Source organism: Nostoc sp. DSM 114160 (assembly GCF_053470305.1).
Genome location: NZ_JBPFGO010000003.1, coordinates 756985 through 782686 on the forward strand (window position 1 = coordinate 756985; position 25702 = coordinate 782686).

23 protein-coding genes and 1 pseudogene are annotated in these 25702 nt (G+C 41.4%); 16 read left to right on the forward strand and 8 right to left on the reverse strand.

Going from position 1 to position 25702, the window contains the following annotated elements:
- Positions 1 to 249: 249 nt before the first annotated feature.
- Entirely contained in the window at positions 250 to 1986 is a 1737-nt protein-coding gene (locus NSTCB13_RS28465; protein ID WP_448274603.1) for a trypsin-like serine protease, read from the reverse strand.
- Between the two features lie 777 nt (positions 1987 to 2763).
- Here NSTCB13_RS28465 and NSTCB13_RS28470 point away from each other — a divergent pair.
- From NSTCB13_RS28470 to NSTCB13_RS28485, 4 genes and pseudogenes are all read left to right on the forward strand, one after another.
- Positions 2764 to 3507 carry a tetratricopeptide repeat protein gene (locus NSTCB13_RS28470; protein ID WP_448274604.1) on the forward strand — a complete coding sequence of 248 codons (744 nt, stop codon included), beginning with the start codon at positions 2764 to 2766 and terminating at the stop codon, positions 3505 to 3507.
- Between the two features lie 78 nt (positions 3508 to 3585).
- On the forward strand, positions 3586 to 4458 hold the full coding sequence (locus NSTCB13_RS28475; RefSeq protein WP_445627019.1) for an SDR family oxidoreductase: 873 nt from the start codon (positions 3586 to 3588) through the stop codon (positions 4456 to 4458).
- 195 nt (positions 4459 to 4653) lie between these two features.
- A pseudogene (locus tag NSTCB13_RS28480) lies at positions 4654 to 5070 on the forward strand (XisH family protein).
- Positions 5058 to 5393, forward strand: a complete 336-nt coding sequence (locus NSTCB13_RS28485; protein ID WP_448274605.1) for an element excision factor XisI family protein — start codon at positions 5058 to 5060, stop codon at positions 5391 to 5393. Before NSTCB13_RS28480 ends, NSTCB13_RS28485 begins: the two are co-directional and overlap by 13 nt.
- 90 nt (positions 5394 to 5483) lie before the next feature.
- Here the strand turns inward: NSTCB13_RS28485 and NSTCB13_RS28490 are convergent, their stop codons facing one another.
- From NSTCB13_RS28490 to NSTCB13_RS28505, 4 genes are all read right to left on the reverse strand, one after another.
- On the reverse strand, positions 5484 to 5984 hold the full coding sequence (locus NSTCB13_RS28490) for an EndoU domain-containing protein (protein ID WP_448274606.1): 501 nt from the start codon (positions 5982 to 5984) through the stop codon (positions 5484 to 5486).
- Complete coding sequence (locus NSTCB13_RS28495; protein ID WP_448274607.1) at positions 5962 to 7164, reverse strand: eCIS core domain-containing protein; 1203 nt, start codon at positions 7162 to 7164, stop codon at positions 5962 to 5964. Before NSTCB13_RS28495 ends, NSTCB13_RS28490 begins: the two co-directional genes overlap by 23 nt.
- Positions 7165 to 8012: 848 nt before the next feature.
- Positions 8013 to 8456 carry a hypothetical protein gene (locus NSTCB13_RS28500; protein ID WP_448274608.1) on the reverse strand — a complete coding sequence of 148 codons (444 nt, stop codon included), beginning with the start codon at positions 8454 to 8456 and terminating at the stop codon, positions 8013 to 8015.
- Between the two features lie 3 nt (positions 8457 to 8459).
- Positions 8460 to 9815 carry an eCIS core domain-containing protein gene (locus tag NSTCB13_RS28505; protein WP_448274609.1) on the reverse strand — a complete coding sequence of 452 codons (1356 nt, stop codon included), beginning with the start codon at positions 9813 to 9815 and terminating at the stop codon, positions 8460 to 8462.
- Between the two features lie 191 nt (positions 9816 to 10006).
- Here NSTCB13_RS28505 and NSTCB13_RS28510 point away from each other — a divergent pair, with 191 nt between their 5' ends.
- From NSTCB13_RS28510 to NSTCB13_RS28530, 5 genes are read left to right on the forward strand one after another with little or no spacing between them, the layout of a single operon-like run.
- Positions 10007 to 10246, forward strand: a complete 240-nt coding sequence (locus tag NSTCB13_RS28510) for a hypothetical protein (RefSeq protein ID WP_445627012.1) — start codon at positions 10007 to 10009, stop codon at positions 10244 to 10246.
- Positions 10246 to 10770: a phage tail protein gene (locus tag NSTCB13_RS28515; protein ID WP_292725611.1), complete on the forward strand. Its 525-nt coding sequence runs from the start codon at positions 10246 to 10248 to the stop codon at positions 10768 to 10770. Before NSTCB13_RS28510 ends, NSTCB13_RS28515 begins: the two co-directional genes overlap by 1 nt.
- Positions 10771 to 10793: 23 nt before the next feature.
- Positions 10794 to 13829 (forward strand): hypothetical protein, encoded by a 3036-nt coding sequence (locus NSTCB13_RS28520; RefSeq protein WP_448274610.1) that lies wholly within the window; start codon positions 10794 to 10796, stop codon positions 13827 to 13829.
- Positions 13738 to 14472 (forward strand): hypothetical protein, encoded by a 735-nt coding sequence (locus NSTCB13_RS28525; RefSeq protein ID WP_448274611.1) that lies wholly within the window; start codon positions 13738 to 13740, stop codon positions 14470 to 14472. The genes NSTCB13_RS28520 and NSTCB13_RS28525 overlap by 92 nt, the downstream gene beginning before the upstream one ends.
- A gap of 38 nt (positions 14473 to 14510) precedes the next feature.
- Positions 14511 to 15074: a CIS tube protein gene (locus NSTCB13_RS28530; protein ID WP_448274612.1), complete on the forward strand. Its 564-nt coding sequence runs from the start codon at positions 14511 to 14513 to the stop codon at positions 15072 to 15074.
- Between the two features lie 55 nt (positions 15075 to 15129).
- Here the strand turns inward: NSTCB13_RS28530 and NSTCB13_RS28535 are convergent, their stop codons facing one another.
- Positions 15130 to 15321: a hypothetical protein gene (locus NSTCB13_RS28535; protein WP_448274613.1), complete on the reverse strand. Its 192-nt coding sequence runs from the start codon at positions 15319 to 15321 to the stop codon at positions 15130 to 15132.
- A gap of 24 nt (positions 15322 to 15345) precedes the next feature.
- Here NSTCB13_RS28535 and NSTCB13_RS28540 point away from each other — a divergent pair, with 24 nt between their 5' ends.
- The 7 genes from NSTCB13_RS28540 (at position 15346) to NSTCB13_RS28570 (ending at position 23788) form a co-directional block, all read left to right on the forward strand.
- Positions 15346 to 17079, forward strand: a complete 1734-nt coding sequence (locus tag NSTCB13_RS28540) for a VgrG-related protein (RefSeq protein WP_448274614.1) — start codon at positions 15346 to 15348, stop codon at positions 17077 to 17079.
- 28 nt (positions 17080 to 17107) lie between these two features.
- Positions 17108 to 17605 carry a PAAR domain-containing protein gene (locus tag NSTCB13_RS28545; protein WP_445627008.1) on the forward strand — a complete coding sequence of 166 codons (498 nt, stop codon included), beginning with the start codon at positions 17108 to 17110 and terminating at the stop codon, positions 17603 to 17605.
- Positions 17606 to 18333: 728 nt separating this feature from the next.
- Positions 18334 to 18747 (forward strand): GPW/gp25 family protein, encoded by a 414-nt coding sequence (locus NSTCB13_RS28550; RefSeq protein WP_445627006.1) that lies wholly within the window; start codon positions 18334 to 18336, stop codon positions 18745 to 18747.
- Between the two features lie 92 nt (positions 18748 to 18839).
- The gene (locus NSTCB13_RS28555; RefSeq protein ID WP_448274615.1) at positions 18840 to 21035 is read left to right on the forward strand and encodes a putative baseplate assembly protein; all 2196 of its coding nucleotides are present in this window, start codon (positions 18840 to 18842) and stop codon (positions 21033 to 21035) included.
- A gap of 184 nt (positions 21036 to 21219) precedes the next feature.
- The gene (locus NSTCB13_RS28560; protein ID WP_448266112.1) at positions 21220 to 22251 is read left to right on the forward strand and encodes a phage tail protein; all 1032 of its coding nucleotides are present in this window, start codon (positions 21220 to 21222) and stop codon (positions 22249 to 22251) included.
- A 140-nt stretch (positions 22252 to 22391) separates the two neighbouring features.
- Positions 22392 to 23591, forward strand: a complete 1200-nt coding sequence (locus NSTCB13_RS28565; RefSeq protein ID WP_445627003.1) for a DUF4159 domain-containing protein — start codon at positions 22392 to 22394, stop codon at positions 23589 to 23591.
- Positions 23588 to 23788, forward strand: coding sequence for a hypothetical protein (locus NSTCB13_RS28570; protein ID WP_448274616.1), 201 nt, complete (start codon positions 23588 to 23590; stop codon positions 23786 to 23788). Before NSTCB13_RS28565 ends, NSTCB13_RS28570 begins: the two co-directional genes overlap by 4 nt.
- Here the strand turns inward: NSTCB13_RS28570 and NSTCB13_RS28575 are convergent.
- A complete protein-coding gene (locus NSTCB13_RS28575; protein ID WP_448275028.1) occupies positions 23758 to 24018 on the reverse strand; it encodes a hypothetical protein in 261 nt (86 codons plus the stop codon). The genes NSTCB13_RS28570 and NSTCB13_RS28575 overlap by 31 nt on opposite strands.
- 312 nt (positions 24019 to 24330) lie before the next feature.
- Positions 24331 to 25608, reverse strand: a complete 1278-nt coding sequence (locus tag NSTCB13_RS28580) for a hypothetical protein (RefSeq protein ID WP_448274617.1) — start codon at positions 25606 to 25608, stop codon at positions 24331 to 24333.
- Positions 25609 to 25702: the final 94 nt, after the last annotated feature.

A 25702-nucleotide genomic window follows, 5' to 3' on the forward strand; every position in this document is an offset into this window, starting at 1 on the left:
GGGCGAGACGCCCACCCCACAAGAAAAGTTGTATATTTTTTTATTTGTCAGTCCCTAAGCCTTGCACAGATAAAGTTAGGACTTACGCATAAGTATCATCTAAACTCCTTAAAAGCTATGTTTTTAAGGGGTTATAGCAATTTAAAAAATAATGCGGCAAATAGACCATTTGTAGAGACGCGATTCATCGCGTCTTTACCCAAGGATGTGTTGCAATCATTAATTGAACTGGTATAAGTTCTAGATTATTTAGGCAATCACGAAAATATTTGTATTAGTCATAGCTAGACCTATTGCTAGTTGAGCAACTTGGATTTGACTAGATGAGCCTGTACCATCAGCATCAAAGAATAAACCCCCTGTATTATTGTTGTAGATAAAGCGATCGCTACTATCTTCTGCTACTGAACCGATAAAAAATTGCGTGGCTTGAAGTATACCCTCACTAAGTCCACCTCCAAACCCGATTTGAGAAACATGAATTGTGTCATCTAAGGGCGAAAAATCTGTAATGTTATCAATACCCTCAGAAGCGGTATTAATAGTAAAAACATCAGATCCAGTTCCTCCGGTTAGGGTATCGTTACCTAAACCTCCAACGAAAGTATCATTACCACTTCCCCCTATAAGGATATCATTGCCATTTCCACCATTTAGATTGTTATTACTAGTATTACCAGTCCCATTAATATCATCTGCATCTGTGAAAGTGAGATTTTCTTCATTGGCTGATAAAGGGGAGCTAACGGTTGATGAAACGGTCATATCTGGCGAAGTAGGCGTATTATTGGCAACAGTGAGTAAAGTTCTAAATACCTTTTGGTTGCTGGTTAGACTTTCATCAAACTCTGGGATTGAATTAGTTGGATCTAGAAATGAAATAACATAGTAATTTCCAATTGGGATATTCGGAAACGCACCACTCCAAGTCGCTGTTCCCGAATTGAATGGATTAATCGAAGAAATAGTTGTATTACCAATTAAGTAATGAGAACCAATATTATCAGTGATATTGGCATCAGTGGAAGCATAAAAAGAAACCGAGAAAGTGCCTGTCGCGGCTGTACCATTGTTGCGAGGATAGACCGTGATGCTGAAATTTTCCCCATATTTGATAGTTTTATTATTAAAACTTCCAAGAGTGGTGTTAAACCACACATCAGAATCTACTAAATCAGCTTTGTCAGTGGGTTGGCGCGCGCTATTGTCTTGGTCGATCCAGTTTTGAATCTCATTATATCGAGTGCTTGTAATTCGGGCGAATTCGTTGTAAAGCGGAGTTTTGTTGCTGGTTGTCTCATTTGAAGCTACTCCATAAATAGTTGGTTTATTTGTGTTGGAATTATTAAGCCAGAGAGGGCCTCCACTATTTCCAGGTAGGATATCTAGCTCATTACTACGCAAGATCGAGTCAGTTGTACTTGTGATTTTTCCACTTTGAGTCCACATATCATAGTTGTCAAATTTCCCATCGCTATTGGAATCAAATTTATCAGATGGGTATCCAGTGACATTCACTAAAGTTCCACTGCTGAGATTATCGTCATATCCATAGTTAAACCAGCCAGTAAAGTTTCCAATATTGCGGTCAAGAGTAACCAATCCTATATCGTATTGAAAAGTTTCGCTTTTAGTTTGATCTCCTTGAGTCCATCCATCAAAAGAACGTGTATAAACAGATTTAGCTTCACTATAATATTCATAATCAGCGCGGTTTGTACCAGCAATGATATTTCCTTTAGAACCAAGCATCACCTCAATTTTATCTGCCCAACCTCCATATCTCGTATCATATACACAGTGTCCTGCTGTTAAAAAGTGGTAGGAATCAATCATGGCACCAGAACCGTTGATGATAATATCATCAGCAGTATCAATAACCCCATCTGGGCCTTTCCAATGTATTCTCATCTTTCCTATAGCACTAAATGGAGAAGTTGTCGTGTTGCTAACTTTTGTCCGACCATCAGGGGAGAAAAGAGACATAGTTTTATATCCTAAATAAAAAATGATGAATACAAAATAGACAATTTTAATGCCAAAAATTATCTCATGGCATTATGAGTGCACTAGCAATTTTTATGAGATTTTTTCCTGTTACTAATTTTTTAAGTAAAATTAAAACTTGAAATTGCCATATATTTAATATAAATTATTTCTCCGATTTATCAATATCTAGAGCTTAGTTTGAGTTTTATTTGGAAGCAAAAAATAAAAGTAATTAATAGAGATGGAGGTTGGAAAAACTAACTATTCTGATATTACTTCTGTCTTCACCTCTGCGATCCTGGTTGATTTATACCGTCGGCATTGACAAATTGAAGAAGCTTTTCATCAGGGTGAATTACTATACGAGTGCGATGTTTACGACGAGTCACAGCTACGCAATATATAGAAATCCGCTTTGATTCGGAGAAATTATTTGCGTAGGGAGGGAACAGAGAACAGGGAACAGGGAACAGGGAACAGGGAACAAGGAATAAAAGTCTACTAAGTTTTTTTCACGCAATCAAATACGAGTCCTATATATAGCAACACAAATAAATTGTTTTTTGAGTAAAGCAGGTTCTAAGCGATTGCTTTATGTGTATTTAATATGATATTATTACATACGCTTGATTTTGATAAAGTTTTATGCATCGTCAACAAAACTTTTTGGGAAAATAAATATAAGTAAATTAATGGGTAAAAACTAGTGTATTTTGATAATACTCAAAAAACTAACAAATTTGAACATCATCTAAAAATTTTTGTAGGTACAGCATGGTTTTTCGGAACTGCTTCGTTGCATCTGGCTTGATAGCTTTCTTGACATTTGGCTGTAGTGGTGGGGAAAACTCATCGGCAGAAAATACTACACAGGTTGTCCAAGAAAGCAATGTAACCCAACTTTTCATAGAAGCGAAGGCTACCCAAAAAGCAGAAGATTACTTTCATCAAGGTAACAATTTATTAGATAGACATAATTATGAAGATGCCATAAAAGCTTATGATAAAGCGATCGCCATCAAAGTTGAGAGTCCTGAAGCTTGGATTAACCGTGGCATTGCCTTAACATCGCTGCAACGCTACCAAGACGCTCTTGCATCTTACGATCGAGCGATCGCTATCAAACCCGATAAATATGAAGCTTGGTATAATCGTGGCATTGCCTTAACATCGTTGCAACGCTACAAAGATGCTCTTGCATCTTACAACAAAGCGATCGCCATCAAACCCGACAAATATGAAGCCTTAATTAACCGAGGCATAGCTCTAACAAAGCTGCATCGCTACCAAGACGCGATCGCATCTTATAATAGAGCGATCGCCATCAAGCAAGATTTGCACCAAGCGTATTACAACAAAGCTTGCTCTTATGCTTTACAAAGCAATCTAGAATTAGCAATTGAGAACCTAGACAAAGCAATCAAGCTTGTTCCTGATAAATACAAGAAATTAGCAAAAACTGACCCTGACTTTAGCAAAGTGCGTAGTAAAAAGCAGTTTCAGGAATTGCTGCAATAGTATTTTATTGCCACTACTCAGTGTAAAATATAAGCCTGCTGTAACAAGGATTTTTTCTTGAGCGGTTTACGATTAGACATGAAAAAATTGTTAATCACTGGGGCAAGTGGTTTTTTAGGATGGCATCTTTGCCAGCTTGCCAAACAAGAATGGGAGATTTATGGCACTTATTTATCCCATCCTTTAGAGATTACTGGTATGAAAATTTTACAAGCGGATTTAACAAATTTTCAGGAATTGAAACGTATCTTTAATGATGTCAAACCAGAAGCAGTTATTCATACTGCTGCACATTCGCAACCAAATTTTTGTCAAACCAACCCCAAAGAATCGCACGCAATTAATGTGATAGCATCTTGCAATATTGCCGGACTTTGCGCGGATAATTCTATTCCTTGTGCTTTTACCTCGACCGACTTAGTTTTTGATGGTTTAAATGCTCCATATCGAGAAACAGATGCCGTGTGTCCTGTCAATCTTTACGGCGAGCAAAAGGCGATCGCAGAAGCAGATATGCTAGAAAGGTATCCCATGACCGCAGTGTGTCGAATGCCGTTGATGTTTGGTGCAGCAACACCCACAGCGAAAAGCTTTATTCAGCCATTTATTCAAACTTTACAAGCCGAAAAAGAACTAAATTTATTTATTGATGAATTTCGCACCCCAGTAAGTGGAACAACTGCCGCCAAAGGACTTTTATTAGCATTAGAAAAAGTTAATGGCATCATTCATTTAGGTGGCAAAGAGCGGATTTCACGTTATGATTTTGGACAGATATTAGTAGAAGTATTGCAACTTCCTGCCACTAGACTTAAATCTTGTCGGCAACAAGATGTGAAAATGGCAGCACCTAGACCAACTGATGTTTCTTTGGATAGTTCCAAAGCTTTTGCATTGGGGTATCAGCCTTTATCTGTAAGGGAAGAATTAGAGGCAATACACTTCAGTTAAGGCTAAGTGTTAATTGGATATGTATACATAAATATTCGCGTTTACAGATTTTGCTGCGATCGCCCTCGTAACACAATTTATCGAAAGTATAAATTTTCGGGAACCTGATTCTATGGTATCGGGCGATCGCACTCAACTCAACCGATAAGATTGGCGATCGCACTAAAATTTTAAGTAAATCAGAAAAAGTTAACGATGGCAGCTAAAGATAAATTTCATGCTGTGGTTAGAATTGCTTTAGAAAAATAGCAGTGGAAGATAACCGACGATCCTCTGCGACTGGAAGTTGGCGGAACTAAGTTTGAAATAGATTTAGGTGCAGAGCAACTGTTAGCGGCAGAGCGAGGTGAAGAAAAAATTGCAGTTGAGATTAAAACGTTTCTGAGTGATTCACCACTAACAGATTATCATGCTGCGTTAGGACAGTTTTTGAATTATCGGCTTGCCTTAGAAATCAGCGATCCAACTCGCATTCTCTATTTGGCAGTGCCTATAGGTGTTTATGAAGCTTTTTTCAAGCGGGAATTTGCCCAAATATCTGTAGAGAGATATCAGATTAAACAAATTATTTATGACCCAATTCAAGAGGTAATTGTACAATGGATACCCTAGAGTCTAATCGCCATATCATTCAGTCCTTGTTGACGGCTTATGCTGCTATCCCAATAGCCAATGGTCAGATTGATTGTTACACTGTTTTTGATACAAAACAAGACCATTACATGGTTATCAATGTGGGATGGGATGGTCATCGGCGAGTCTATGGTTGTGTCTTACATTTGGATATTAAACAGGGAAAAATTTCGATTGAGCAAAATATGACGGAAATGAGAGTGGCTCAAGAACTTGTAGAGCGAGGGGTTCCAAAAGATGATATTGTTCTAGGATTTCAATCTCCTGAAATGCGGGAATATACTGGCTATGGAGTTTTTTAACGGCAACATCGCGATCGCACTAACGTACCTACAAAATCAGGCGATCGCACTTCGTTAACTCACTCTAGAAGATCGGGCGATCGCACTCACTCATTTCAGGGGATAGAAAGTATTCCCCTTCTTTTGAATTTCGATTCCTGACTTTAAAATTATCCTATGCCCTACGCTGGTTGATTTCATTAACTCTTCTTGCAATGTACTCTTGTCCCATTTACTAGGAAACATCGTGCTACTCTTGGGCTGTCTGCTGCCTATGGTCCATTGGCACTCCCACACAGCGTTGTCGTTCGGTTCGCCTTTGATTATCTGGAATTTTTCTGATTTCCATTTATTCTGCATGGCGGTGAGCAGATGCCCACCGCTAACATTACTTTTGTCCTTAATTTCGCCGCCAAGGTGATCCAGCAGATCGAGATATGGCTGGATCTTCTTCTCCTTCTCCTGTTCCGCCAGACCTTTGATATCGGGATTGTCTACTGTCGGTGTTGGGTTGAACACGTCACCTTTTTTCTTCCCTTTGAAGTTGGGCCTTGTTTCCTCCGCATCTTCTGCGTCTGAATTCCATTTGTTACCGTCCCAAATCCACTTCAACTGAATTGTACGTGCTGCGACGCTCCCTTGGCTCACGCGATCGCCACAAGATGGAAATTGAGTTTCGGTGGCAGGGTGTTGCAGTAACTGCTGTGGTAGTAAAGGCGATCGCATCACTGCCCCCCCATTCTGCTGCACTACATGGGGTCAACTCATGCGCTAACAACTCCTGTCCGCTCCGACTCCCAGGATTATATTCTCCCGAACGAAAGAACACATCCTGTCCCGTTGTGAAAGCACGCGCCTGAATTGACCGATTCAAGTGGTCAGACTGACCATCCGTGTGAACCTTTACCCCACTAAAATCTGCGCCAAATGCCACCTCCATCGGTTCGCGGATATTGTCTGCCATCGACTGTCCGCCACCCCTAGCTTGGTTAATGGACGCTTCCAGGTCTGGTGTAGCAGCCATCCCAGCATTAGCCTGACGTTGCACCATCGGCTTCATCTGCAATTCTTCTTCATCTTCTGGCAATGCTTCTCGTTGCAGTGTGCGATTGTCCAGAGATTTCATTTGCAATTCTTCCTCATCCTCTGGCAATGCTTCTCGTTGCAGTGTGCGATTGTCCAGAGATTTCATTTGCAATTCTTCCTCATCCTCTGGCAATGCTTCTCGTTGCAGTGTGCGATTGTCCAGAGATTTCATTTGCAATTCTTCCTCATCCTCTGGCAATGCTTCTCGTTGCAGTGTGCGATTGTCCAGAGATTTCATTTGCAATTCTTCCTCATCTTCTGGCAATGCTTCTCGTTGCAGTGTGCGATTGTCCAGAGATTTCATTTGCAATTCTTCCTCATCCTCTGGCAATGCTTCTCGTTGCACCAAAGGAGTGATGGAATTTGCTAGAGGTTTCATTTGCAATTCTTCTGAATCTGGCAATGTTTCTCGATGGATAGACTGCTGATTTACAGGTTGCGTTATTCTTTGCATTACTTGCTGTGCGACGCTATCAGCTTCCTGTTCGTATTTGTCTCCAGGTTGGCTAATTGAGAGTTTTGCTTGAGAACGCAGTGATATGCGACTGATATCGTGAGTGACTGGTTTATGGAGTGGTTGTATTTTAGGAATTGCTTGGCGTGAAATTGCCGACGACTCCAAACCAAAGCCACGTATCGGTTGTTTCAGGGATGGAATCGAGAAGCCTGTAGTAGTTTTTTTCTGCCGACTGACATGTTCTCTCATTTTCTTCTCCAGATTGCCCAAGCAGTAGCTAGATGAATATTTTACTGTTAATAATATCTAGAGTACTGCGATCGCACTTGTAACACAATTTATCGAAAGTCTAAGTTTTTGGGTTTGGGAAGTTGATTCTATGGTATCGGGCGATGCTTGCGGTGGTCACTGAGCTTCTTGCCTTGAGCAAAGCCGAAAGGTGTCGAAGTGCGGGCTTGCCTTCTTGGAATTAACTTTTGCCAAGACGTTTCGGTGTTTTGCGCACTCTGTATCAGAGCTAATTTGTAAACTAGAGTAAAGTATTTGTCTGGTAAGGGTTTCAGGAATTTGAGTCAATTAAGGGTTAATTCTCTGAAAGTCATGCCCAGCAATAAATTGGGTATCCTTAAGATTTTCTTTACGAATCAGCTCTCAACTTCTGCCTTCTCGGAATTAACTTCTGCCAAGACGTTTCAGTGTTTCGCGCACTCTGTATCAACTTCTGCCTTCTCGGAATTAACTTCTGCCAAGACGTTTCAGTGTTTCGCGCACTCTGTAGCAACTTCTGCCTTCCCTGAAGTAACTTTTGTCTTCAAGTAAGGGAATTCCAAAAAATAAATCATCCAATTTCACCGAATCAAAAAGACTTTCTCTTACCCTGCAAAGATATCCTTGCTCCTCTACAAGATTGGCGATGCCTGCGGCGGGCTGCGCCTACGCAGTTTAATTCAATTTGGGATAATATGTATTTCCGGCTTTGTGAATTTCAATCATGTCCAGTAGGGTGCGTTAGCGACAGCGTAACGCACCGAACCGATGATTTGGTGCGTTACGCTGTCGCTAACGCACCCTATAAGATCGGGCGATCGCATTGAAGGTTAATGTTCTATTTTTAGGCTTAATTCCTTTAAACTATTTTCCATTTGAAGTTTCCAATTTTCTGGTATATTTCCATCGTTACCATAAACATCTAACAGTTTGCAGCTAAAATCATAGACCATTTGTATGAATGTTTTTTTAGACACAATGCTTTCACCAAAGACATGGTGATATACTTTCACTTCCTCTTTGTTAAATACATTGTCTGTTGCAAAGTCTTCGTCATCTAGGTCGTTGTAAAATAACACTCCCTGGGGGTCTCCCAAATAACCTCTGTCATTTAAAATGTCATTTATAAATTCAGGATACTTGTGTAATCGCATGCTAGTGAAAAAGAATTGAAGAGGTTCGTTTTCTGGTTGTACCTCTAATCCTATTTTCATTGTATTTGTATATGTCGGATTGTTTATAATTTTATAATGCATCTTTTTATTGTTTTTCATTTTCTATGCAAAAAAGAATGTTGCTAACTGTCCACCTCTAATAAAGCCCATTAACGCTACCCCGTTTCTATCTCTTCCAGTCCATTGAGTCGGCAATGTACCTCCATTACTATCTGATGCGTCTTGTAGAGCTTCTTGCAATGATTGGGTTAGAACAGGAATAGTCCAAACTGTTGGATCATAAGTAGTCTTGGGGTCTCTAATATTTTTTTCGGAACCATCGGTGAGTTGGGCGCGACCAAGACCCGGAATATTGTAGTTGATAAGATGTACTGATGGGGCAGAAGGATGATTGGCAATATCAACTATTAAAACTTCAGGGACACGATCATCGGTAACTTCTAATCCAGAAGGTATAGGTGTGCCTGTAGGCACGCTTCGCAATTTATCCCATTGAGATCGATCGTGACACCCTCCGATACCCCTCTTTCTAGGCACGGTGGTGTCTCTTCGACTAACATGGTTTATTGCACCTGGGATGTTTAATGCGGCAAAATTTACTTCAGGAAGGCTAGAGGTGCTATCTGAGGAATCCGATCGCATTACCGCCCCCCCATTTTGCTGTACTACATGAGTCAACTCATGCGCTAACAACTCCTGTCCACCCCGACTCCCAGGATTATATTCCCCTTGGCGAAAGAACACATCTTGTCCCGTCGTGAAAGCCCGCGCCTGAATTGACCGATTCAACTGGTCAGATTGACCATCGGTGTGAACCTTCACCCTACTAAAATCTGCGCCAAATGCCACTTCCATCGGTTCGCGGATGTTGTCTGCGATCGCCACTCCTCCACCCCCCCGTGCTTGGTTGATGGACGCTTCCAAGTCTGGCGCAGCATCCATCCCAACTTCACCTTGACGCTGCACCATCGGCTTCATCTGCAATTCTTCTTCCTCATCCTCTGGCAATGCTTCTCGTTGCAGTGTGCTATTGTCCAGAGGTTTCATTTGCAATTCTTCTTCCTCATCCTCTGGCAATGCTTCTCGTTGCACCAAAGGCGTGATGGAATTTGCCAGAGGTTTCATCTGCAATTCTTCTTCATCTTCTGGCAATGTTTCTCGTTGGATATGCTGACGATTTACAGGCTGCGCCATTCTTTGCATTACCTGCTGTGCGACACTATCAGCTTCCTGTTCGTAAATGTCTCCCGGCTGGCTAATTGAGAGTTTTGCTTGGGGACTACGCAGAGGTATGCGACTGATATCGTGAGTAACTGGTTGATGGAGTGGTTGTATTTCAGGAACCGCTTGGCGTGAAATTGCCGACGACTCCAAACCAAAGCCACGTGTTGGGTGTTTCAGGGATGGAATTGAGAAGCCTGTAGTAGTTTTTTTCCCTCGGCTGACCTGTTCTCTCATTTTCTTCTCCAGATGCCCAAGTAGTAGCTAGGTGAATATTTTGCTGTTACTAACATCTAGAGTACTGCGATCGCACTTGTAACACAATTCACCCAAAGTCGAAATCCAGGCAAAAACTAAGTTCGACTTTTGGCTACTTTTGATTCTGATGCACTACCTTTAGCCTGGATTTAGGGAGAGTTTTTTTATTTATGGACTCAAAACAGCAACAAAATTTTTTCACCTTCGATGGAGATGTTGGCGGGACTGCTGGCTATGCTGGGGTTTCGGCGGCATCTGATGCTACCAAGGCGGCTAAAACGGCAAGTAAATATCTCAACGACTCACTGCTGATGAACCAGCTTACAGAACACGTATATAAACTTTTGCTAGAAGATTTGCGATCGCAGCGGGAAAGGCTAGGTAATTATAATTCCCAAAGGTGGTTGTGATGGCTACAGGCGCTAATAATGGCAACATTACTCACGAATTAAATTATGTCACTACTAATCGTTTCTATGTAGAAATAGACAGTTCTATTGCTGCATCTTTCGCGGAATGTTCAGGATTAAGTATTCAAATTAAGAAAAATGTCTTTCAAGAAGGTGGCGTTAACGATCAGCAAAGAATTTATTTAGGTCATACAGAATTTGCAGACATCACTCTTAAACGTGGAGTTACCGATCATCCAGGTTTTTGGAACTGGATGAATGCAGTTTTTGATGAACAGAAGAAAACATCTCGACGCAATGTCAATATTTTGATTTTCAATCAAGCCGGTGAAACGATGATGAGTTGGACTTTGATTGGTGCTATTCCAATAACCTGGAAAACACCTGCACTCCAAGCAGATGGTAAGGCAGTTGCCATTGAAGAATTAACTTTAGCGTATGAGGGTTTACAAGTTGCAAGGTCTACAGGGGGAGGCACTTCTGTACAACGAAATCAAAAAAGTGGATATTTCGTTTCTAGCTAATTGGCTATTTCTCAACGATAACTATGCAAATTATTCAATCTCCACTAGGAAACAATATTCAGCCCCTTGGGGTAATATCATCTTTATCAAATCCTGAGAGAATGGTATTGAGAAAACAGTCTCATTCTCTGCATTCACGAAGTAATTTTCTTAGTCCCATACAAACTAAACTACCATTAGTTACATCCTCGAAATTTTTCTTATCTCGCGAACATGAACCATCGATACAACCATTAATAGGTTGGGATAGTTGGGATAATCAAGATATAAATAGTGATTTGCCATTACTGGAATCTGATTTTTTTGATTCAATAGCTCTACCAGAAAATAGTCATGTTAATCCTAGTGAAATAGTAAAAGACAGTATTCCAGAAATCCTGCCAAATCGGATTGATAAAAAAACAATTGATGATACCTCGCAACAACTAAGTCTTAAAAGTAAAAGTAAATCTAAATCACAAAAAATAAATAAATCTCAAAAGCCACTTAAGAAAAAATCAAAACCAAAATCTAAAAAAGCAGTCAAATCATCTGTAGCTAAGAATCTTGTTCAAAGCAATGTTACTATTAATGGTAATGAAGATAGCTTATTAACATTAAATGAGCCTCTGTCTGTTGGGGCTAATTTGGAAATACCCACATTGCGACTAGATAATGCTGTCGTTGAAAATTCTCTAGCTTTGCCGTCAGCACTTACCTCACCCGATCTTGATGATGCAACTACTTTAACTCATCCTTTGGCGAATGATGAAAATATTGTAGTAGAGCATATTGTTGTACCTACTTCTGAGTCTTCAGTTGCAAAAAAAACTATTGCAATCCAACAAGAAATTGATTCCAGTGTTTCAAGTGAGTCTCTAGCGAGTATACCTGTTCAGCTAACACCTACCTCAGCCGAGATTGAAGACACACCTCATTTATTCAGAAACTCTGATAATCATGAACCGTTAGTAATTTCAGAGTCACAATCTGCTATGGTGCTTAATGTCTTAGATGCTTCAGCAAATCTGACTTTACTGCAACGTGACAGCTATCTTGAAAGTACTAATACCGAGTTTACAGAAAGTCAGCCCATTTTAGTCCCACCTGAGATTGTTGAAATACCAATAATTACTCCGACATCACCTAAGATAGGTGAAACTGCGATCGCACCACTTACCGCGACGCCAGAGATTGTTGAAACACCAGCAATTAGCGCCATATCGCCTGAGATAGGTAAAACTGCGATCGCGCCACTTACCACATCGCCAGAGATTTCTCAAATACCAATAATTACTCCGACATCGCCTGAGATAGGTGAAACTGCGATCGCACCACTTACCACATCGCCAGAGATTTCTCAAATACCAATAATTACTCCGACATCGCCTGAGATAGGTGAAACTGCGATCGCACCACTTTCCGCTACATCGCCAGAGATTGTTGAAACACCAATAATTACTCCGACATCACCTAAGATAGGTGAAACTGCGATCGCACCACTTTCCGCTACATCGCCAGAGATTGTTGAAACACCAATAATTACTCCGACATCACCTAAGATAGGTGAAACTGCGATCGCACCACTTACCACATCGCCAGAGATTTCTGAAATACCAATAATTACTCCGACATCGCCTGAGATAGGTAAAACTGCGATCGCACCACTTACCGCGACGCCAGAGATTTCTCAAATACCAATAATTACTCCGACATCGCCTGAGATAGGTGAAACTGCGATCGCACCACTTACCGCGACGCCAGAGATTTCTCAAATACCAATAATTACTCCGACATCGCCTGAGATAGGTGAAACTGCGATCGCACCACTTACCGCGACGCCAGAGATTTCTGAAATACCAGCAATTAGCGCCATATCGTCTGAGATTGGTGAAACTGCGATCGCACCACTTACCACATCGCCAGAGATTTCTCAAATACCAATAATTACTCCGACATCGCCTGAGATAGGTAAAACTGCGATCGCACCACTTACCGCGACGCCAGAGATTTCTCAAATACCAATAATTACTCCGACATCGCCTGAGATAGGTGAAACTGCGATCGCACCACTTACCACATCGTCAGAGATTTCTGAAATACCAATAATTACTCCGACATCGCCTGAGATAGGTAAAACTGCGATCGCACCACTTACCGCGACGCCAGAGATTTCTCAAATACCAGCAATTAGCGCCATATCATCTGAGATTGGTGAAACTGCGATCGCACCACTTACCGCGACGCCAGAGATTTCTCAAATACCAGCAATTAGCGCCACATCACCTGAGATTGTTGAAGCACCAATTAGCGCCATATCGCCTGAGATTGATGAAACTGCGATCGCACCAATTAGTGCGACATCGCCAGAGATTTCTGAAATACCAGCAATTAGCGCCATATCGCCTGAGATAGGTAAAACTGCGATCGCACCGCTTTCTGCGACATCGCTAGAGATTTCTGAAATACCAATAATTACTCCTACATCGCCTGAGATAAGTGAAACTGCGATCGCACCAATTAGCGCCACATCATCTGAGATTGTTGAAGCACCAATAATTACCGCCACATCGCCTGAGATTTCTGAAATACCAGCAATTAGCGCCATATCACCTGAGATTGGTGAAACTGCGAGTATTTTCAGGGAAATTATTGACAATGAACAAATAGTAGAATCAGAATTTACCTTTGCGGTAACAAATGAAGAAAATCCTGAAATATTAACCTTTGTTGATACCTCAGATAATCCCACCTCCCCACAAAATGAGGTAAACACACTACCTCAAATTGAGCAAAATGCGATCGCAGAAAATTTGCCAGCACCTAAAGGTTATGCTACTGGTGGCCACGTAACAGATTCCCGCGTTGAAAATCGCCAGCAGATAGCAGCCTCGGATACAGTACCTGCAATGCTTACACCTGGGGAGTTTGTGATTAATACTAGAGATGCACAGAAGAATCTACCCCTACTACATCACATCAACACGGGTGGAAACACCCCAAGATATTATCCTTCCAAGTTTACAGACACCCAATTCCACAGAACCAGAAGAAACAATTTCTTCAGAGACTCCGACTAAAGTCGATTCTTTTTCAGACACTTCATTACAGCTAAAAAGTGCTGAGACTGATTCACCTGAGATATCCAATTCTTTAAGTATTTCTAACTTGGGGTTGAATATTAGTAAACAGAAACTTTCTATTCTCAATTCTCCAGAGATTCATACCCTTCACAATGAAACAATTGATGTAGGTGAATCCTCACCCCAATACTCATCACCTCCCCTGATTTTCCGCAAAGCAAATTCTCCCACTAAGACATCTTCCCAATGGTCAAATACACCTTCTCAATGGTCAAGTGTAGAAGATTTACTAAATGGAAATGATGATGAATTCACCAGCTTTAATTTTAATGATGGAGAATTTAATAGCCAAAATTATGAATCTTCTCATGTTTCAGAATCACCACAAATTTTTGCTAAACATCTTCCTTCATATAGAGGCTTTGCTGATGGTGGAGAAGTTACTCCACCCGACATATCTAGAGAAATAGCACCAGTAACTGAGACGATAGAGAGCGCATCTTCATTTTCTCAAGAAGATGATAAAGATGATACAGCCGATCTTGAAGCTCTAGCTCGTGAAGTTTATAGCAGATTACGACAACGAATAGAAATTGAGCGAGAACGACATGGCGGTTCCTCTGGTAGATTACCTTGGTAAATTTGTATTTAAGAATTAATTTTTGGAGAAATACTCAAATGGCAAGTCCAGCAATTATTGTTATTCAAAAACGTCAACCGCAACTTGAGAAAGCCAAACTTGTAGCTTATAACGGTGAAGCACCAGATATTGAATTAATGTTTAATCCGACAGATATTAGTTTCTCTCGGACTGTTAAGTGGGAAAGCAAAGATGGTAATAGAGGAACGACTCTACTTCCGAAAGTAAACTTTTCTGGCGTAGAACCTTACAAATTCACGCTCAAACAGTTACTTTATGATACTTATGAAACAAAAGAGTCGGTGATGAAAAAATATATAGATAAAATTAAGAAAGGTGTAGAAACTATCAGTAAAGCAACTGATAAACGACCACCTGTTTATATATTTACATGGGGAAACGAGTATTTTTATTGTGTCATCACGAGTTTAACTTACACTTTAAATATGTTTTTGAGTGATGGTACACCAGTAAGGGCACTGGTAGATATAGCCTTGCAAGAAGTAGATAAGAATAACCTTCCTGGAGGACGTGAATCTACTTCTACAGCAGATGCTCGTGCGGGAGATCAAAAAGGACAAACACTGAGTAAGACAGAATAAGTAATACCAATTTGAAAAAAGAATGCGACAAATAGACCATTTGTAGAGACGCGATTCATGAGCCAGCGCGTTGCGAGGGTTCCCACGGCAGTCGCTCATGGGGGGAACCCCCAAGACCGCGCTGCCTCCCCGTTGTAGAGACGCGATTCATCGCGTCTTTAGCCAAGGATGTGTTGCAATCATTAATTAAATAGGTATAAAGTGACAAATTAGTATTGACTTTCTCATTAAAAGCTGCTCTGAACATTTCATAATTTAGAAAATAATAATTATGCCTGCAAAAAAAAGCCTTTATTTAAGCGAACCTAAAATACAAATAGACGGAAAACAGGCTTCTCCTGAATTAATGAAGGATTTGTTGCAAATCACAATCGAAGAAAGCCTTCATTTACCAGCAATGTTTACGCTAGTAATCCATAACAGCTATATTCCCGCATCTGACCGACCAGAAAACAAAGCTTGGCGACATGAGCCTTTGTTTAAAATTGGGAAAAAAGTGAAATTGGGTTTTACTTCTAGTACGACTCTAGATAATAACTTCCAAGAAGAGGTAGGAGAATTCCTCATTGAAGGCGAAATTACAGCGATGGAAGTTCACTTTAATGAAAAATCTGAAGCTGATATCATTGTTCGCGGTTATGATATTTCTCATCGTCTGCACAGAGGTCGTTATAATCGTTCTTTTTTAAATAAAACTGATAGCGATATAGTCAAGCAAATAGTTAAAGAAGTAGGCATAAAGCTTGGCAATATAGAGGCAACTGGTGAAGTTCATAAGTATGTATTTCAAGAAAATCAGACCAATATGGAGTTTTTGCGAGAAAGGGCTGCCCGCATTGGTTTTGAATTATTTATTACAGAAGAAAAACTAAATTTTTGCAAACCAAAAACTCAGGGAGCCTTATCACTCAAATGGTTAGTTGATATTAATAAATTTAGTACCCGTGTTACTAGTGCTGAACAGATAAGTTCTGTAGAAGTACGCGCCTGGGACTATACCCAGAAACAATTGATTAGTGGAACAGCCAAGAAAGAGAAGCAAGTAACCGAGACAGGTAATCGGCTAGGAAGTAGTACTAGTAATGCATTTTCTAATCTTAAATCTCCCAAAATGATTGTTGTAGATAAACCTGTTGCCAGTAAAAAACAAGCAGATACGATGGCTCAGGCTTTGTGTGATGAACTGGGAGGAGAATTTGTTTATGCAGATGCCAAAGCAGAAGGGAATCCTGAGATTCGTCCGGGACGGGTTATTAATCTTCAGGGTATGGGCGATCGCTATAGTGGTAAGTATTATGTTACAGAAACCCGCCATTTCTTTGGTCAACGCGTTTATGAAACTTATTTCAGCGTGCGGGGACTACGTTCTGGTAGCTTATTCACAACTCTATCTCCAGAAAAACGTCTCCAGCCATCTGAGACTTTATTAGTGGGAATTGTCACTGATAACAAAGACCCAGAGGCATGGGGTAGGGTGAAGGTGAAGTTTCCCACGCTCACAGAAGAACATACAAGTGACTGGGCGAGAGTTGTAGCTGTGGGAGCAGGTCAAAATAGAGGTTTTGACTGTTTACCAGAGGTAAACGATGAAGTTTTGGTAGGTTTTGAACATGGCGATATCCACCGTCCCTACGTCATTGGCGGGGTATGGAACGGGAAGGATGCACCACCGGAAAAGGTAAGCGATTCAGTTACAAGTGGTGTAAGATTACGCACTATTAAAACTCGCGTTGGTCATGTTTTACAGTTTGTTGAAGAGGATAAAGGAACTAGTAAAACAGGGATTCGCGTAGAAACTAAAGACGGTCATAAAATATATCTCAATGATAGTCAAAGGTGCATAGAAATTGAAACTAAAGGCGGTCATAGAATCAAAATGGACGATATGGCTAAATCTGTTTCAGTGAAATCAACAGGTAATATGTCATTAGATGCTCGTGGAAATATAGACATTTCAGCCACGGGTACGATTACAGTCAAAGGTGCGTTGATTCGACTTAATTAATTCGTAATTAACACAATAGGAGGTTATCGTGGGTAGACCAGCAGCAAGAATTACTGACAATGTAGCGCACCCCTTACCCCCAGTCTTGACAGGAGGGCCGGGTAGTCCCAATGTGTTGATTGGGTCTTTACCTGCGTGGCGGGGTGTGCTTGCCGCCGCAGTACCAGGTTTACAGTCTGCCAAAACCGCTTCTGATGCAGCTATCCAAGCCGCTGAGGCTGCTACTTTAGCGGCGGCTGGTACACCAGGGGCACCTGCTGCCTTAGCTGCCGAACAAACTACAAAGGCAACATCAGCAGCTACTATGGGTAGTGCAATTAGTGCTGCTGCTGCTGGTGCTGATATTCATAATTGCGCCACACCTTTACCCGTCCCTCCTCACGGCCCTGGAGTTGTGATTGACGGTAGTCAGACAGTGCTGATTAACAATTTGCCTGCTTCTCGCATGGGCGACACCGTTTTAGAAGCATTAGGGCCGCCGAATAAAATTATCAAAGGTAATCCCACTGTTTTGATTGGCGGTTGATTGGAGAGGCAGGGGGCAGGGGGCAGGGAGCAGGGAGCAGGGAGCAGGGAGCAGGCTTGCCGTGAGCGTAGTCGAACGGGAGCAGGGGAATACTGCGCCTACGAGTATTAAAGACTTGTCCGCGAGTATCAAAGACTCGTCCGCGAGTATCAAAGACTCGTCCACGAGTATTAAAGACTCGTCCACGAGTATTAAAGACTCGTCCACGAGTATTAAAGACTCGTCCACGAGTATTAAAGACTCATCCGCGAGTATCAAAGACTCGTCCACGAGTATTAAAGACTCATCCACGAGTATTAAAGACTCGTCCGCGAGTATCAAAGACTCGTCCGCGAGTATCAAAGACTCGTCCGCGAGTATTAAAGACTCGTCTATGAATCTTAATTTATACCAAATTACAGTTACAAATCATTCTCCCTTCGCCCCCTGCCCCTCTGCTCCTCTGCCCCCCTGCTCCTCTGCCCCTCTGCCCCCCTGCTTTCAAGGGCAGGCTTTTAGGCTTTCGATAAATAGTTGAGAATGTTCTCAATTATTGAACGTAGTTTTCAGTTCTCAGACAATGGTTTTGGTTTTAAAATCCCAAAAATTTGTCTAATCAAAAAAACCTGCCCCAGAAAGCTGCCCCCCTGCCCCCTGCCCCTTCATCCTCGACCTTTGGCGAATAGGCTTAAACCCTCTGTGCCGATATCTTTGAAGATATCCATGTAACAGCTGTCTAAGTGCCAGATATGGTTTATGGTCGTGAACGAGCCTATTTGGGAACAGGTTGGGCTTATCCACTGCATTTAAACGTGCAAGGTGGGATACAACTTAGCCGTGAAGATCAAAAAGTTAAAGAATCTATTTGGATTATCCTCCGCACGGGAGTAGGTGAGCGGGTTTATCGACCTACCTTTGGTTCGCGCTTGTCGGAACTGGCGTTTGCACCTTTAAATAGTGATACCCTACTGCGAATCCGTCTTTATGTTTTAGAAGCTTTAGAAGTTTGGGAACCACGCATTACTATCGATGAAGTTATCACCGATCCCGATCCAGTGCGTGGCAGAGTGGACATCATCATCAATTATCGACTCAAAGACGGCCCCGATATTTATAGTTTTGTTTATCCTTATTATTTGGTTTCAGCCGGGGAGGAATCGTAATACCAATTAAAAATTGAAAATTAAAAATTAAAAAAGCTAAATTTCATCTGGGTTTCTAGGCTTGTATCTGTCACATTTTTTTTTAAATTGGTATGAACTTTGACTTTTTACCCAAATTACCTTCTTCCAACTTAGACGATCGCGCCTTTGATGATTTGGTGGAAGAATGTATTATGCGTATTCCTCGTTACTGTCCAGAATGGACTGACCATAACCTCAGCGACCCAGGAATTACGCTAATTGAGTTATTTGCTTGGTTAACTGACCAAATGTTGCTCAGATTCAATCAAGTACCTCGAAAAAATTATGTTGCTTTTTTAGAATTACTAGGTATTCGTCTCCAGCCTCCCGCCCCAGCCCGCACGGAATTAACTTTTTATTTAAGTGCTGCACTACCTGAAGCCTACACGATTCCCGCAGGATTAGAAGCTTCAACTATCCGCACTGAAACTACAGAAGCAATTACCTTCAGCACAGATTCTCCTCTAATTATCGGCAAACCCCGCATCCAACATTTCTTAACTGCCCAAACTACCGAAGATATTCCCCAATCTCTGCGCGAAAGAGTTACAACTTCCTGGACTCGTCAATCTAACGGTTACTGGACAGGTAACGAACAACCGATTTTTGAAGAGGAACCCCAGCCTGGTAACTGCTTTTATTTAGCAATTAATTCTGACGATCCTTTAGACGCTAATGTTTTAGAAATTATTTTCCAAGGGGCTGCGGCTACTCCTGCTGGGATTAACCCCAATCAACCACCCCGGAAGTGGGAAGCTTGGGATGGGGAAAATTGGCAATCAGTTTTATTGCAAGAATTAGATGATAAGACTCGCGGTTTCAGTTTTTATGAAATCGCCCAAGAAGGTGAAAACCCCTCTCAAGGTGCAGAAGTACGTCTGCATTTACCTCAAATTTGGCCTGTGGCTAATTTCACCTCTTACCGAGGTCGCTGGTTACGCTGTAGCTTTATTTCTACAGAAGCGAATGAATCTGGTTACAATCGTCCACCACGAATTATTGGTTTAGCAGTGCGGTCAATTGGCGGTACTGTTAGGGCTAGCCATAGTACGCTGATTGAAGACGAGCGATTGGGAATTAGTGATGGTACACCCGGTCAGTCTTTCCAGTTACAAACAGCACCAATTTTAGAACGTCGAGAAAATGAGTATATTTTAGTTACTCCGGCTGGTGGTTTGCCGCAAAAGTGGACTGAGGTGAGAGATTTTGCTGATTCTGGGCCGCATAACTTCCATTACACCATCGATTCAATCACTGGTACAGTCCAATTCGGGCCGCTGATTCGGGAACCGAGCCAACTTAAACAACAAACACAAGTAAGATCGAGAATTCAGCAACCACAACTAGATGACACATCTGTACAAGTTCTGGAAAATAACCAGTCGGAACATCAATATGGGGCGATTCCTCCCCGTGGTGCAGAAATTAGGATGGTTAGTTATCGTACAGGCGGTGGAAGAGAAGGCAATGTTCAAACTGGGGCAATCCAGTTTTTGAAGTCTGCATATCCATATATTACTAGTGTGGTCAATCGCGTACCAGCAATCAATGGGGCGGATGCTGAGTCACTGGAACAAGCTGTAATGAAGGCTCCCCGCATCCTCCGCACGCGCGATCGCGCCGTCACTGCCGAAGATTTTGAAGTTTTAACTCAACAGGCGGGTGCTGGTGCGATCGCTCGCGTCCGGTGTTTGCCAGCGAATTCTCGGAGGCAAGCTGGTATAGTTAGTTTACTGGTAGTGCCTTATGCAAACACAGATGCGATCGCCCAAGGCAATGGGATGACACCAGAAGATTTTGCCCTCAGTAATGCCCTGCAAGAGCAAATTTTGACTTACTTAGATGAAAGACGCTTATTAGGGGTACAAGTAGAGTTACAAGAGCCGAATTACGTAGGTGTTTCGGTACAGACAGAAATTGCTCTAGAGCCAGCATACAATAATCCTTTTGCCAGCGAAGAAATTCGCCGGAATTTAAGGCGATCGTTGTATAAATATTTAAATCCCTTAACTGGAGGAATCGACGGCAAAGGTTGGCCATTTGGGCGACCAGTTTATACATCAGATATTGTGGCATTACTGCAACAAACCCCAGGCGTGCGTCATTTAGGCCCTGTCTTGCTATTTCCCATCCGCAAGCAAGGAGAAAATTGGCGACGACAACCATCACCAGAACAATTGATCGATCCGGGATCGGAAGGTTTGATATGTTCTTGGGCTGATACAAATCTGCGTTCCAATCACGACATCCAAATCATTAATCGTTGATTTGTCATTTGTCACTTGTACTGAGCAAAGCCGTTGGCGCAGCCTCTCGTAGAGAAGTATTTGTCATTTGTCATTAATTATCTATCCTCTTCTGCTCCTCTGCCCCCCTGCTTCCTTGCCCTGAGCGAAGTCGAAGGGCTGCCCCCCTGCCCCCTGCCTCTTCTTACCCCCAACCCTCAATCCTATGGTTCAAAGTCGCTCTAGTCCAGCTGTAAGCATTCAATTAACGCCAATGCAAATTCCTGAAGCTTTACCTGCGGCAGGTTTAGCATTTGCAAATGCAGAAAACATCGATGTAGCTGGACGTAGTTTGCTCTTACATCCTGGACATCCTAGCGAGATGATTGTGCAGGTGCAAAACTTAGAACAACGTCCTTTGCGGGTAAGCTTAAGCGTTGAAGGAAACTTTCCATCCCAGTGGTGTCAAATTGGTACAGAAGGCAGTGAAATACCGCCTCGTGGACAGATGGATGCTGTTCTCCACTTCTCAATTCCCGACACATTTTTTGAAGACCAAGAAGCAATTTCCCCTGGAAAAAAAGACAAACTAACACTCAATTTTCGCAGCCTAATTACCCTACATATAGATCCAGGCACAGACAACGAACAAATCGAGAGAAGCGAGTATTTCGATTTATATATCCGTCCCTACACTGCCTACATGGAATTCTTGCCAATTTTGTATCGGGAAGTGGACTTTATTGGTCGCTTCATGAAAATATTTGAGCAAGCTTTTCAACCAATAGTTGATAGTTATAACGTCATGTGGGCAAACCTCGATCCCTTGACAGCACCGCAAGCATTATTGCCCTTTATGGCTCATTGGGTTGCTTGGCAAGTAGATTCTGTTTGGGATCTCCAGCAACAACGGCGTTTAATTCGCCGAGCCGTAGAACTTTATCGCTGGCGAGGAACTCGTAAAGGATTGCGTCTCTACTTGCATCTTTATACTGGTTTACCGCTAGATGAACATTTACCAAATGAAGCTGATAAACATATTAGTATTACAGAACCTTTTGGCCCAAGTTTCATTATCGGAGATGCACAATTAGGAAATGCAGTTTTAGCAGGTGGACAACCATATCATTTTATAGTGCGTTTGCGTTCAAATATTTCTAGTGGCATCATCAACGAAGAACTTATTCAAAGAATAATCGAACAAGAAAAACCTGCTTTTTGCACCTATGAATTATCTATCGAAAATCCCACTAATTAAATAATTCGTAATTTAGTAAAATTAAACAGACTTTTAATCCAAAATCTAAAATCTAAAATCTAAAATCTAAAATCCAAAATCCAAAATCTAAAATCCAAAATCTAAAATCCAAAATCTAAAATCCAAAATCCAAAATTGCCATGTCCCATCCTTTCCCACCACCACCAATTAAATCCTTGGAACGCCTGCAAGCAGCAGACGGCTTACTAATCAATGCGGAACGCTGGCGCACAGCCCATGAATATCACCGTAATCGGCAAAATGCTCAATATCAAAGTTTAAATCAACCTGGAATTGTCTGCGGTTTAGGCGTGCGAGATGTGACCGCCCCAAGCCAAGTTGAAGCTAGATATCGAGATGGACGTTGGGTGCAAATTCAACCTGGTATTGCAATTGATTTAGCAGGTAATCTAATTGTTGTACCGACTTCTTATGATTTTCCGATTGATTTAGAAGTAGTAAGTTCTGAACCGCTCATGATTTACTTAGTAGTTAGCTATGTAGATCCTGATGAATTGCGGCGCGGACAACAAAGAGATATTGTTCAAGAAACTTATCGAATTGACCAAATAAACTCTACACCAGCCAGTTCAGAAATAGAAATATGTCGAATACTCTTACAACCAGGACATACTGACATTACCCAACCTGCGGATGCTTTTTTCCCTGGATATAATAATATTGATTTGCGTTATCGTCGTCAGGCACAAATGCGTCCTCAAGCACTTGTATGTATGGCGCAGGCGACTCATAGCGATCCTGAATGTGCGCGTAATTTTTTCAGCCTTTCATATTTATTACAAGCAGTAGAACCGCTGTACCCAAGTTTGCGGGGGGCTGATGAACCAGGTCAGGTTTCTTTAGCAGAAAACATCCAAGACTATGACATCCTTTATCTCACAGGTGGACAGGCTATCTCTTTAAATAGTCTCGAATTTGAATCCCTCAAAAATTATTTAAATTTAGGTGGTGTACTTTTTGTTGATGCGCCAACAAATGCTAATCCTCTAATTGAGAGTACTCAAGCTTTGGCACAACAATTAGAGAGTCCTTTAAGACCTTTAGAAGAATTGCAACGGAGTCATCCTTTAAGGACAAAACCTTTCTTATTTGCTGCTTTACCAATGGTTAATCAACAACAAATTAAACTTTTAATTGGTGGAGGAATTATTTTAGCCATTGGAGATTTAGCAACTGCTTGGGGGCTGGATAGAGATTTGAGTTTACCCAGATTGACCATTCGGACAGCTCAGGAATTAGGGATTAATATTCTTCACTATGCTTGGAAGCGGCGACAGTTAATTGGATTGCAACAGGAAGATAATTCAGGGCAGTGGTGAAAGGCAAGTTAGTAAGCTGGATATTGCTGTTCAAACCCAAGACTCTAAAGCGAAAGGGTGAATCTGGTGAATACGTTGGAAATCATTGTCCGTTGAGACTGCTGTTGGATGAGATTGGGTTCACCGAAGATGATGCGACTACAGTGATTAGTGTCAAGCAGATACATCAGAATTCAGCCTGCGAGCGGGTGTCATAAACAGACTGGAGACATTTTTCAAAGTCCTCACCTTGCCAGGTACCAGCAAATTTCAGCAAATCTTTAGCTTTGGAGCCACGCAGTATTGGTTCCCCATCTTGGATAATGGCACTTGCTGGTTTAATACCAGAGCTATTTTTTCTGGTTTTGAGATATTCGAGATAGTCGAGAGTTTCCTCTAGAATCGATTCTGGAGCGGTTTCGATCGCAGCAATGAGTTGTTCCTTAATAGGGGGTCATGGGGGCACTGGAAGATTGATTGTGGATATCTTGATTCTGCATCATTTCCCACCATTATTTCTGAAACCAAAGATAGCGATGCCTGCGGTGGTAACAGAGCTTGCGTTGCCCTGAGCTTTGTCGTACCGCTACGGGGAAGCAAGCTACGCGTACTGTCTCCAAGAGTTGGGTCGAAGTGTAAACCTACACACTTCATTATCCAAAGGAAGCAGTGACAGTTAGTTGTTTGGACATTGCTTTGATCGTATTGAAATAGATGCCAACATTTTTAAGCAATTTCCACCTACAATATAAAGTTGGAATTATTGAGTCTGGTTATTTGCGATCGCACTATTATTTTTGTCGTGTTCGAGTTCTCTCATTAGAGAATCAAAACCACTGGTATTGTTTCCACTTTGGGCAAATAAAGACCGAATTTTATTAATTATCGTACTCATACTGTTGGAGAAAAACCGACCGAGATTATTAACAAAGTTTTTCAGTTTCTCAAAAATTGTCATCTCTACAGTAGAATACTTATTAACAATTGGATATACAATTTTTCCTTTTTCTGTTTGATAGTATTCTTGTTCAGGCATCAACATTGATGTGAGTGGTTGCACCTGTTTTGCCATATCAGCTTCGGTTCGTTTATTGCTGAGGAATAAAACATCATAAATTTTTCCATTCCAACTAGCCCAATAATGGTTTTTCCAAAACCATCGTTTACCGTCATCACAATTAGGCTTTTTACCTTGATATGGGGTAGCCCCAGCTTCACTCAAAAAAGGTTTAGCGATACTTTCAATTGTGATTTTTTCAATGCCAAAATATTCTTCTGCAACTTTTTTAAAAGCACGAGCTAATGTCTGACAATCTCCTTCTGGAGATCCTTTTAATAGAGTTTCTGGACTCTTGCTCACCATTGTGTATTGAAATTGGATATTTACAAAGTTTTTAAAAAGTTGTTCTAATATTTTATCTTGTGGCAATGTGTCATCTATACCATTGACTAGTGTTTTAGCTAGCGAATATTCTTGTAAAAATTTTTGTTTTTTATCTGCTGAGTTATTTGCTGCTAATATTTCTTCAGACTTTGCTTGTTCGTTCTGATTAGCTGGTATTGTCTGCTGTGCGTCCTGGTTTTGCAGAGGAGATCGATTAATTTGGTTGACTACAGAAGTAGCGACACTATCCGCCTCTTGTTCATATCGATCTCCTGATTGACCAATAGTCAGTTTTGGCTGTATTTCTCCTATTGACAGGCTATCAGCACGTTTTATCGCCATTTTGCTCAAGTTATGACCAAACTGCGAAGAATGTTCCTTTCCTTGCTGCAAAGATTCATTCATCTTTGTTTGCAACACAGTGAGTCGCTCTTGCCCTTCTGGCGCGATAGTGCCATGCTTGGCTTGTATTTGGAGTTTCCTTGCCTCAAACTGATATTGTTGAAATTTCTGATTTTCTACCTTTGCCTGTACTATAGGCTTGTTGGAGCCAAGTTGAGAGTGGGTAGTTAATAAATGCGATTGCAACTGACTTTGCTCTGACGAATAAGCGGATGAGTCAGCTTTTTTGTGGATTTGTAGCCGTTCTTTCATCGCTAGTTTTAAAAGTCAATAGTGGGTAATCTATATATTATGTCACTTACTTAAAGATCCCCGACTTCTTAAATAAGTCGGGGATCTGCGGATT

Excerpts from the sequence above, each read along its gene's own strand:
- NSTCB13_RS28465 (WP_448274603.1), bottom strand. The coding sequence starts at position 1,986 with ATGTCTCTTTTCTCCCCTGATGGTCGGACAAAAGTTAGCAACACGACA.
- NSTCB13_RS28470 (WP_448274604.1), top strand. The coding sequence starts at position 2,764 with ATGGTTTTTCGGAACTGCTTCGTTGCATCTGGCTTGATAGCTTTCTTG.
- NSTCB13_RS28475 (WP_445627019.1), top strand. The coding sequence starts at position 3,586 with ATGAAAAAATTGTTAATCACTGGGGCAAGTGGTTTTTTAGGATGGCAT.
- NSTCB13_RS28485 (WP_448274605.1), top strand. The coding sequence starts at position 5,058 with ATGGATACCCTAGAGTCTAATCGCCATATCATTCAGTCCTTGTTGACG.
- NSTCB13_RS28495 (WP_448274607.1), bottom strand. The coding sequence starts at position 7,164 with ATGAGAGAACATGTCAGTCGGCAGAAAAAAACTACTACAGGCTTCTCG.
- NSTCB13_RS28500 (WP_448274608.1), bottom strand. The coding sequence starts at position 8,456 with ATGAAAAACAATAAAAAGATGCATTATAAAATTATAAACAATCCGACA.
- NSTCB13_RS28505 (WP_448274609.1), bottom strand. The coding sequence starts at position 9,815 with ATGAGAGAACAGGTCAGCCGAGGGAAAAAAACTACTACAGGCTTCTCA.
- NSTCB13_RS28510 (WP_445627012.1), top strand. The coding sequence starts at position 10,007 with ATGGACTCAAAACAGCAACAAAATTTTTTCACCTTCGATGGAGATGTT.
- NSTCB13_RS28515 (WP_292725611.1), top strand. The coding sequence starts at position 10,246 with ATGGCTACAGGCGCTAATAATGGCAACATTACTCACGAATTAAATTAT.
- NSTCB13_RS28520 (WP_448274610.1), top strand. The coding sequence starts at position 10,794 with ATGCAAATTATTCAATCTCCACTAGGAAACAATATTCAGCCCCTTGGG.
- NSTCB13_RS28530 (WP_448274612.1), top strand. The coding sequence starts at position 14,511 with ATGGCAAGTCCAGCAATTATTGTTATTCAAAAACGTCAACCGCAACTT.
- NSTCB13_RS28535 (WP_448274613.1), bottom strand. The coding sequence starts at position 15,321 with ATGTTCAGAGCAGCTTTTAATGAGAAAGTCAATACTAATTTGTCACTT.
- NSTCB13_RS28540 (WP_448274614.1), top strand. The coding sequence starts at position 15,346 with ATGCCTGCAAAAAAAAGCCTTTATTTAAGCGAACCTAAAATACAAATA.
- NSTCB13_RS28550 (WP_445627006.1), top strand. The coding sequence starts at position 18,334 with ATGGTTTATGGTCGTGAACGAGCCTATTTGGGAACAGGTTGGGCTTAT.
- NSTCB13_RS28555 (WP_448274615.1), top strand. The coding sequence starts at position 18,840 with ATGAACTTTGACTTTTTACCCAAATTACCTTCTTCCAACTTAGACGAT.
- NSTCB13_RS28560 (WP_448266112.1), top strand. The coding sequence starts at position 21,220 with ATGGTTCAAAGTCGCTCTAGTCCAGCTGTAAGCATTCAATTAACGCCA.
- NSTCB13_RS28565 (WP_445627003.1), top strand. The coding sequence starts at position 22,392 with ATGTCCCATCCTTTCCCACCACCACCAATTAAATCCTTGGAACGCCTG.
- NSTCB13_RS28580 (WP_448274617.1), bottom strand. The coding sequence starts at position 25,608 with ATGAAAGAACGGCTACAAATCCACAAAAAAGCTGACTCATCCGCTTAT.